The following is an 8,097-nucleotide window of genomic DNA, read 5'->3' as shown; positions in this document are numbered from 1 at the left end:
TTGAAACGTGATTAAGTTTACAGAATGTGGAAACTTGAAAAGTGGAACTTTATCGAGTTTATGGAAAACAGAAACTTGAAAATTGAAACGTGATCAAGTTTGTAGAATGTGGAAACTTGAAAATTGGAGTTTATCGAGTTTTTGGAAAACAGAAACTTCTAAAGCGAAATTTTTCCGATTTTTTTTTTAGCTTTTTAAGGTCAAAAGAAGATTTTTAAGAATTAATATTAACTAAATTTGGAAGCGACGATTGGAATGAATTGGAATGGACAAACATAGAACATATACTGCCGATCGCATAACAGCCGTTACAAGAAATTTGGGTATTTGGCTTAATTTAAATATAGTTTTGTATTTGTAAAATTTGTGTTTAATGGAAAAATCTCGCATCTTTAATCCCAAACTTCTTGTAGCGCCAAGACGTTATGCGTCACTTTAACAGAAAACACAACTATGAACAATTTTAGAATTACATTTTTAGCATTATCAAGAAGCCTCGACTTTATTATAGATTCTAAACAAGAAATTGACGAAATAATAAATGACATTATTATGGTCTTTGCCAAAGACATTGATTATGAAAATCAGAAAATCAATATAGAATCTCTACAACAAAATACAACTGAATTCAAGAGTAAAATAGACTCTGTTGTCCAAAAATACAAATCATTTGACCAAAAAATACAACAGCTAAATACTTATTTTAATGACTTAAAAGAAGATGAACATTTTTTCATTTTTCCCAATTCAATCTTACCTAAAGAAGAGAGTTTTCAGTTCTATAATTATTTATCAGCATTAGATAAAAATGAAGATTTTGAAACACTCACAAATCAAATTGATGAATTATTTGGAGAATTAAAAGAGAAATATGAAATGTTTGCTTTTGACGAAAACACAAGAAATAAAATCGGAGAATCTGACAAATCAAAACGAGTATGTAGGTTTTGTAGTAAGCGTTCAGATGAAGTAAAGTTCAAAAAGATAGCTCACTCAATTTCAGAAGCATTAGGAAACAAAAAAATAATTACAAATGATGAATGTGACTCTTGTAATGAAAAGTTTGGAACAGGTATAGAAAACGACCTTATTTTGTATCTAAATCTATATCGAAATATATTTGGTATTAAAGGTAAAAATGGCATTCCTAAATTGAAAGGTAAAAATTTTGAGATGGAAAATAATGGAACTATAACAATTAAACATTATTCGACAGATGAAGAAATAAATGATGAAAACACGGATGACTTCAAAGTTAAATTAGAAACTTCACAAGAACTTACTGCTCAAAATATTTATAGAACACTTTCTAAATATGCATTAAGTGTGATTGACCAGAAATATTTAGAATATTTTGAAGATACTATTAAATGGATAAATAGTGAAATTAGTTTAGATACTTTACCGAAAGTAGCGATGCTAACGTCTTATAGTTTATTTTCACACCATCCAAAAATAATGCTCTATATTAGAAAAAATGACGATTTTGAATTGCCATTTGCAGTAGCGGAATTTAGATTTACCTTTCTGACCTTTGCTTTTATAATACCTAAATCAAGTAATGACAAAATTGAATTTACAGATGCTAACGATTACAAAGTATTTTGGAACTTTTTCAAACATTATAATTCAATCACTAATTGGACATTTATGAAAATGGATGATAATATGCCGAGAAAATTTACAATGAATTTAAACTTTGAACCAAAACAGAAAAAATAAAAGCGAACGCATAACAGCCGTTTGCCAAGATTGGGGATTTAGTGGAATTAGCGTTTTTTTACTACATTTACGTTAAGCCGAAAATACTCGGCTTCGAAAGTCCCCAACCTCGGCAAGCGCCAAGACGTTAGCAGTAATTATTCAGAAGCCTTCGTTTTCATAAGTTCATTTAGTTTCTCTTGGAATTTACTTTGCTTAAAAATATTTTTTTCTTCATCTTTTGTTGCGTTTAAATCAACTTTAATTTCGTTGAATTTTACAACAATTGCTATTATCCATAAAATAGAATAAAGCGTTATGAAAATTCCCCAATACAAACTATCTACTTGGAAATAATAAAGCAAAAAACTATAAAGGATTGTGCTTTGAAATGGTAATCTTACTGGTAAATTTGTGATAACAAAATGTTTTTTCATCGTATTTATATTTAAATTTTTCACGCTTTAAATCGGTGCGTAAAATAAACCGTTTAGTAATTATAACTACTGCTAACACTCGTTTTGTGCTATTGCGGGTTATGTGGTTAATTGATATTTATTTTGTCCGTAGACGTTATTATTTAGCGGAAAATACTCGTTTCGCAAGTCCGCAACAGAAACAAAGCGAGAAACCGTTATAAGCCATTTTACCAATCGGTATATAAATCGTATTTACAACATATTTTATGTATTTCTGGAATTGAACGAAAAACATAAGTTTCTCCATCTTGTTTATTGAACTGTTTCAAATATCCATTACCTTTTATTATTTTATAATTGTTTTCTTTAGCTAAAACTAAAGCCCTTTTTTCTGAAAAAGTTAGTTTTACATTTTCGCAAAATTGATTAAAAGAACCACCTTCTAAAATAGTTTCACAACCATTGCAATGGTAATCTTTTTGTGATTTTTTAATATTTATTTCTGAAATAACTGTTGGCATAATTTTAAATTTGTAGTTAATAAAAAAACGGCTTATAACAGCGGTTTTATTCAATTGCGAGTTTAGTGGTTTAATTCACGTTCACGTTTCGCATTACGTTTAGTGGTGGCGGAAAATACCCAGTTCCGTATTTCGCAACTGAAATAAAGCCACAGGACGTTATGACCAATGCGGTTGGATCGCTCAAAAATCAATTGGAGAAAAAATTGCATCTTTAAATCTATAAGTAACTTTTGTTGTTACTTTTGGAAACTTTGCTGTAATAGTTCTTGGTGTTTTAGCGATTACAATTCCTTCTCCTTTTTCTCCGTGGTCTATTTTTTGACCAATTTTTACTTCTGATATTTTCATTTTATTTATCTGTTAATATTTCGTAAATAATTCTAATTACTATTGATATTCCAATTAATCCTAAACAGAATTTAAAAGGAGTTGTATTTTCAAACCATTCTATAAGTTCTAACATGATTATTTATTTTTAATCCGAAAATGCACTGGTCATAACACTCGTTTTGTGCTATTGCGGGTTTAGTGGTTAATTGATATTTATTTTGTCCGTAGACGTTTATTTTAAGCGGAAAATACTCGTTTCGCAAGTCCGCAACATCACAAAGCGAGGGAACGTTATGACCAATGCGGTTGGATCGCTCAAAAATCAATTGGAGAAAAAATTGCATCTTTAAATCTATAAGTAACTTTTGTTGTTACTTTTGGAAACTTTGCTGTAATAGTTCTTGGTGTTTTAGCGATTACAATTCCTTCTCCTTTTTCTCCGTGGTCTATTTTTTGACCAATTTTTACTTCTGATATTTTCATTTTATTTATCTGTTAATATTTCGTAAATAATTCTAATTACTATTGATATTCCAATTAATCCTAAACAGAATTTAAAAGGAGTTGTATTTTCAAACCATTCTATAAGTTCTAACATGATTATTTATTTTTAATCCGAAAATGCACTGGTCATAACACTCGTTTTGTGCTATTGCGGGTTTAGTGGTTAATTGATATTTATTTTGTCCGTAGACGTTTATTTTAAGCGGAAAATACTCGTTTCGCAAGTCCGCAACATCACAAAGCGAGGGAACGTTGGCAGACAGCTTGGTAGAAAACGAAAACGTGAGTTGTTAATTTGAAATAATTATGTAATAATCTTAAATAGGCCTATTACATTTAATCTATTTAGAATCTATATAAATAACAAAATGCGTGTTTTCAACGCTTTAATTAAATACTTTTGTAAAAAAAATAATTTAATATAATTAAAAATAATTTATTTATGTCTTTAGAACTTGAAACAAGATTAACTGCTCTTGAATCTAAATTAGATTCATTAATTAGTTCTTTTTTAACTCATAGCCAACACTCGGTAAAATCTTTTAAAGCTACAGATAATAATTTTGAGATAATTAACGAGAAAGTTGATGCTTTAATAAATAATTCTAACGATGAATTTAAAGGAGTTGGAGAAAAACTTGGAGAAATAAAGCACGAACTTATTAAAATTCAAAAAGTTTCTAACTATTCAGAAGAATATGAAAATTTATTAAGTATTGCTAAATAAAATACTTTTTTGAGAATATAACAGTCTACTTTAATCGGTAGACTTTTTTTATGCTAAAAAATTTTTTCGCTTAATTTAAGTGGAAAAATATACGAAAATAGAACAAATAAAAAGCCGATCTGCCAACAGCCGTTTGGCGTGATTGGGGATTTAGTGGAATTAGCGTTTTTTAATTACCTTTACGTTAAGCCGAAAATACTCGGTTTCAAAAGTCCCCAACCACGCCAAGCGCCAAGACGTTGGCAGAAATTAAAGCAAAAAACCGAAATATGGGAACATTTTTAGCAATATCTGTAGTTCAAAACTCAAAAAATAATACTGAAAAAAAACTAATTGAATTTTCTGAAAATATCCAAGGAGATTTAAAATCATTAAGCATAGATGAGCAAAATATACTTTACTCTAAAGTTAAAAAAATAGATGAAAATTTAACTTCGATTCTATATCCTGAATTTAATACTGATTTTTATAATTGTGCTCAATTTATTTCTAAAAATTTAAATACATTAGTATTTACTTTTTACATTTATGATAATGATTTTTGGTACTTTTTACTTTATAGAAATGGAAAAGAAATTTCACGTTTTACTACTAACTCTAATGAAACAGAAGAAAATCCCGATTCTTGGATTTGTAATTATGTTGGTTTAGCTGAAATCTACAAAATCGATGTAACTATCATTAAAGAATATTTAGAAAAAATTAGTTCTAAAAATGAATTTAATGATTGTTTAAATGAAATATCATATTTATTAAACTTATTGAACTTTCCTACAAATGAAATTTTTAGCTTAAAAAACTATAAATCTATATTATCAAAAAAAACAATAGAATCAATCCAAAAACCTTTTATTTCATTATTTGATTTACGCAAAACAAAAAAATACACAAAAGAACTTATACAATTAAAAGAAAATGAAGTTAAAGAATTATTTGAAGAAGATATAGATTTTATAAAGACAAAATGTAAAAATGCGACGAATATAAAATATTCTCTAAATATTGAATGTTTAACACTTGAAGTATTTGGCAAGAACATAAATGAAATTGAACCTAAAAATATTATAAATTTGGGTTTTACACACAAAATGGAACAAATCCAAGACTTTTTAAATAAATAACTTCTGCCAACAGCCGTTACAAGAGATTTGGGTATTTGGCTGAATTTAAAGATGGTTTTGTACTTGGAAAATTTGTGCATAATGGAAAAATCTCGCATCTTTAATCCCAAACCTCGTGTAGCGCCAAGACGTTAGCGGTAATGCGCCAGCAAAGACGTAAATTCAAGAAACTATGGAAAAGAAACTACAAATATATAATCCAAGCAACTCATTTGAAATTGATAGTAGGTTATTAACAGCATTGGTTTTATGGTTACTACCATTTTTGTCTAATTTTGCAAATTCAATATTTCCACAATATGAAGAAGACTTTGATTTGCTTGGTGTACTTTTTGTAATAATAGCTTTTTTGTTTACTATTTATTTTGTCATAAGTAATAGTTTTAAATGTGAAACCGCTAATGAAAATTTAATGGTTACTTAAAGATAGAATCAGAAAAAATTACTTGTAATATGAATGTTTACACAATTTACGAAATTGAAAAAATAGCCATATTAAGTGATTCTATTCGTGGAAAATTTAACGGAAATATAAAAGCTTGGGAACGTAAAAAGTCAAATGGCGTTAAAAATTATATCGAGATATTTAAAAAAAATGGAGAATATAAAAAATATTTTTTCCTTCAGACTAAAACAGAAAATTTACAAATGTTTTCAGATGAAATTAGAACTTATTATCGATTTGGAAAATTAGAAGAGCAGAATTATAAAAATATCGTGGAATAATGCACTACCGCTAACAGCGGTTTTGCGAGATTGCGAAATATGTGCTAAAATCAAGTTTATCTTTCGCAAGATATTCTATCTTAGCCGAAAGAACTCGGTTACGAAGTTCGCAACCTCGCAAAGCCGCGAAACGTTAGCTACAATTTCACCGAAAAACAAGAATTAAACTACAAAATATAAAATGCATATAATCTTAAAAAAATACGTTGAGCAACTAAGTGATAGTTTTGAAATTAAAGAAAAAGAAGATAAACTCTTCGAAATTTTTTGTAATTATTGTGTAGTTTCAAAATCATTTTTGGGAAGATTTAATCCAATAAATGTTACTACTTCTGAAGATGATGCATCTTTAGACGGTATCGCAATAATTATAGATAATGAGTTAATATTAACTGCTGACGATGCAACAGAAATATTCAGCACGCATAAAACAAATTTTGAAACAAAAATTATAATTACTCAAGTAAAATCTGGGGAAAAATTTGAGAAAGAAGAGATTGCTAATTTCAATCTAGGAATTGTAGATTTTTTCTCTTTAGATCCAAAATTACCAAATGGAGAAATTAATAAAGAATCTTTAGAAATTTTTAATGTAATCTTAAATAATCTAAAAAAGGTAAAAAATAAGCTTCCAGATGTTGAAATCTATTATTGCACAAGTGGAAATTATGATGAAACAAAAGAATTAAAGGCATCTTTTGAAATTATACAAAGAAGTTTAATCGAAACAGAATTGTTTTTTAATGTAAAAGTCGAACCATTAGACAGAAAAGAACTAGGCAAAATTTGGAACTCTATTAATCAAAATAACGAAGCCAAACTAAAAGTTATAGAATACTTTGGAATGCCACCAATGCCCAATATTAAACAGTCTTATGTTACTTTAGTAAATGCAAAAGAATTTGTTGATAAAGTATTAATCGATGAAGCAACGGGATTAATAAAACATGAAGTTTTTGAAGAAAACATTAGAGCGTTTCTTGGTAATACTCCAGTAAATACTAAAATAAGTAAAACACTTCAAGACATAGAAAATAAGGATTTGTTTTCTGTATTAAACAATGGAATTACAATAATAACTCCTGAACTAACTCTAACTCCCAACTCAAAAGAAATTGATTTAGTAAACTACCAAATAATCAATGGTTGTCAAACAAGTAATACACTTTACGAAAATTATAATTTTCTTGATGATAAAATAAATGTTGTAGTAAAATGTGTTGAAACTTCAGATGAGAATAACATAACAAATATAATTTCAGCAACAAACAGTCAAACAAATATAAGTGACGAAGCTTTTTTTTCATTAAAAGAAAAAACCAAGTTTGTCCAAAAATATTTTGAAATTGAAAATTCAAAAAACTCCATAGAAAATCATATATATTTTGAAAGAAGAGAAAATGAATTTAAAATCAAAGACTATCAACAATCTAGAATTTTTGATATAAAATTATTATGTAGAAGTTATAATGCAATGTTTCTAAATCAGCCATATAACTCGGCAAGATATGTTTCTAAAATCTTTGAAATTCAAAGTGACAATTTGTTTAAAGATAATGACCAAGAATCCTTATATTTTGCATCTGCTCTCTGTTTATATAAATTAAACAATCTTATAAATAGCAAAAAATTTAATGCAAATAAATACTCCTATTTAAAATGGCACATTTTATCAATATATAAACATATTGCAAATGGAAAATTAGAAGATATTAAACCTAATTCAACCAAAGCAACAAAATACGCTACAAATATAATAGACACATTAATTTCTGATAAAAAAAATTATGAAAAAATATTTCAAGAATGTTTTAAAATAATTGAAATATTAGAAATCCCATCAAGAGATGTCATAAAGCGTTCTAAATACAGTAATGATTTAAATATTGAAATTGAAAAATATCTGGCAAAGAAACTGTAGCTAACAGCCGTTACAAGAAATTGGGGTTTTAGGCTGAATTTAAAGATGGTTTTGTACTTGAAAAATTAGTGGTTAATGGAAAAATATCGCATCTTTAATCCCCAACTTCTTGTAGCGCCAAGAC

10 protein-coding genes are annotated in these 8,097 nt (G+C 27.6%); 6 read left to right on the top strand and 4 right to left on the bottom strand.

The features are described from left to right. Window positions 1–453: 453 nt before the first annotated feature. Complete coding sequence (locus tag H2650_RS15450; RefSeq protein WP_188051728.1) at window positions 454–1,722, top strand: HNH endonuclease; 1,269 nt, start codon at window positions 454–456, stop codon at window positions 1,720–1,722. 137 nt (window positions 1,723–1,859) lie between these two features. Here the strand turns inward: H2650_RS15450 and H2650_RS15445 are convergent, their stop codons facing one another. The 4 genes from H2650_RS15445 to H2650_RS15430 form a co-directional block, all read right to left on the bottom strand. Continuing rightward, the gene (locus H2650_RS15445; RefSeq protein ID WP_188051727.1) at window positions 1,860–2,138 is read right to left on the bottom strand and encodes a hypothetical protein; all 279 of its coding nucleotides are present in this window, start codon (window positions 2,136–2,138) and stop codon (window positions 1,860–1,862) included. Between the two features lie 209 nt (window positions 2,139–2,347). Continuing rightward, window positions 2,348–2,641, bottom strand: a complete 294-nt coding sequence (locus H2650_RS15440; protein WP_188051726.1) for a hypothetical protein — start codon at window positions 2,639–2,641, stop codon at window positions 2,348–2,350. A 183-nt stretch (window positions 2,642–2,824) separates the two neighbouring features. After that, a complete protein-coding gene (locus H2650_RS15435) occupies window positions 2,825–2,992 on the bottom strand; it encodes a hypothetical protein (RefSeq protein ID WP_188051725.1) in 168 nt (55 codons plus the stop codon). A gap of 297 nt (window positions 2,993–3,289) precedes the next feature. Beyond that, entirely contained in the window at window positions 3,290–3,457 is a 168-nt protein-coding gene (locus tag H2650_RS15430; protein WP_188051725.1) for a hypothetical protein, read from the bottom strand. A 463-nt stretch (window positions 3,458–3,920) separates the two neighbouring features. Between H2650_RS15430 and H2650_RS15425 the strand changes: the two genes are divergently transcribed. From H2650_RS15425 to H2650_RS15405, 5 genes are all read left to right on the top strand, one after another. Continuing rightward, window positions 3,921–4,205: a hypothetical protein gene (locus H2650_RS15425; RefSeq protein WP_188051724.1), complete on the top strand. Its 285-nt coding sequence runs from the start codon at window positions 3,921–3,923 to the stop codon at window positions 4,203–4,205. Window positions 4,206–4,474: 269 nt separating this feature from the next. Beyond that, a complete protein-coding gene (locus H2650_RS15420) occupies window positions 4,475–5,326 on the top strand; it encodes a hypothetical protein (RefSeq protein WP_188051723.1) in 852 nt (283 codons plus the stop codon). 172 nt (window positions 5,327–5,498) lie between these two features. Then, a complete protein-coding gene (locus H2650_RS15415) occupies window positions 5,499–5,750 on the top strand; it encodes a hypothetical protein (protein WP_188051722.1) in 252 nt (83 codons plus the stop codon). Between the two features lie 29 nt (window positions 5,751–5,779). Beyond that, entirely contained in the window at window positions 5,780–6,052 is a 273-nt protein-coding gene (locus H2650_RS15410; RefSeq protein WP_188051721.1) for a hypothetical protein, read from the top strand. 181 nt (window positions 6,053–6,233) lie between these two features. Beyond that, entirely contained in the window at window positions 6,234–7,973 is a 1,740-nt protein-coding gene (locus H2650_RS15405) for an AIPR family protein (RefSeq protein ID WP_188051720.1), read from the top strand. Window positions 7,974–8,097: the final 124 nt, after the last annotated feature.

This window comes from Flavobacterium sp. GP15, assembly GCF_014281985.1.
In the GTDB taxonomy this organism is placed as follows: Bacteria; Bacteroidota; Bacteroidia; order Flavobacteriales; family Flavobacteriaceae; genus Flavobacterium; species Flavobacterium pygoscelis.
Note: the sequence above shows the minus strand (reverse complement) of the source record. Positions and strands in the feature narration are given on the sequence as shown.

Bases quoted from the DNA above. Each gene is read 5' to 3' on its own strand.
- H2650_RS15410 (WP_188051721.1), top strand. From the start codon at position 5,780: ATGAATGTTTACACAATTTACGAAATTGAAAAAATAGCCATATTAAGT.
- H2650_RS15405 (WP_188051720.1), top strand. From the start codon at position 6,234: ATGCATATAATCTTAAAAAAATACGTTGAGCAACTAAGTGATAGTTTT.
- H2650_RS15430 (WP_188051725.1), bottom strand. From the start codon at position 3,457: ATGAAAATATCAGAAGTAAAAATTGGTCAAAAAATAGACCACGGAGAA.
- H2650_RS15435 (WP_188051725.1), bottom strand. From the start codon at position 2,992: ATGAAAATATCAGAAGTAAAAATTGGTCAAAAAATAGACCACGGAGAA.
- H2650_RS15445 (WP_188051727.1), bottom strand. From the start codon at position 2,138: ATGAAAAAACATTTTGTTATCACAAATTTACCAGTAAGATTACCATTT.
- H2650_RS15415 (WP_188051722.1), top strand. From the start codon at position 5,499: ATGGAAAAGAAACTACAAATATATAATCCAAGCAACTCATTTGAAATT.
- H2650_RS15450 (WP_188051728.1), top strand. From the start codon at position 454: ATGAACAATTTTAGAATTACATTTTTAGCATTATCAAGAAGCCTCGAC.
- H2650_RS15440 (WP_188051726.1), bottom strand. From the start codon at position 2,641: ATGCCAACAGTTATTTCAGAAATAAATATTAAAAAATCACAAAAAGAT.
- H2650_RS15425 (WP_188051724.1), top strand. From the start codon at position 3,921: ATGTCTTTAGAACTTGAAACAAGATTAACTGCTCTTGAATCTAAATTA.
- H2650_RS15420 (WP_188051723.1), top strand. From the start codon at position 4,475: ATGGGAACATTTTTAGCAATATCTGTAGTTCAAAACTCAAAAAATAAT.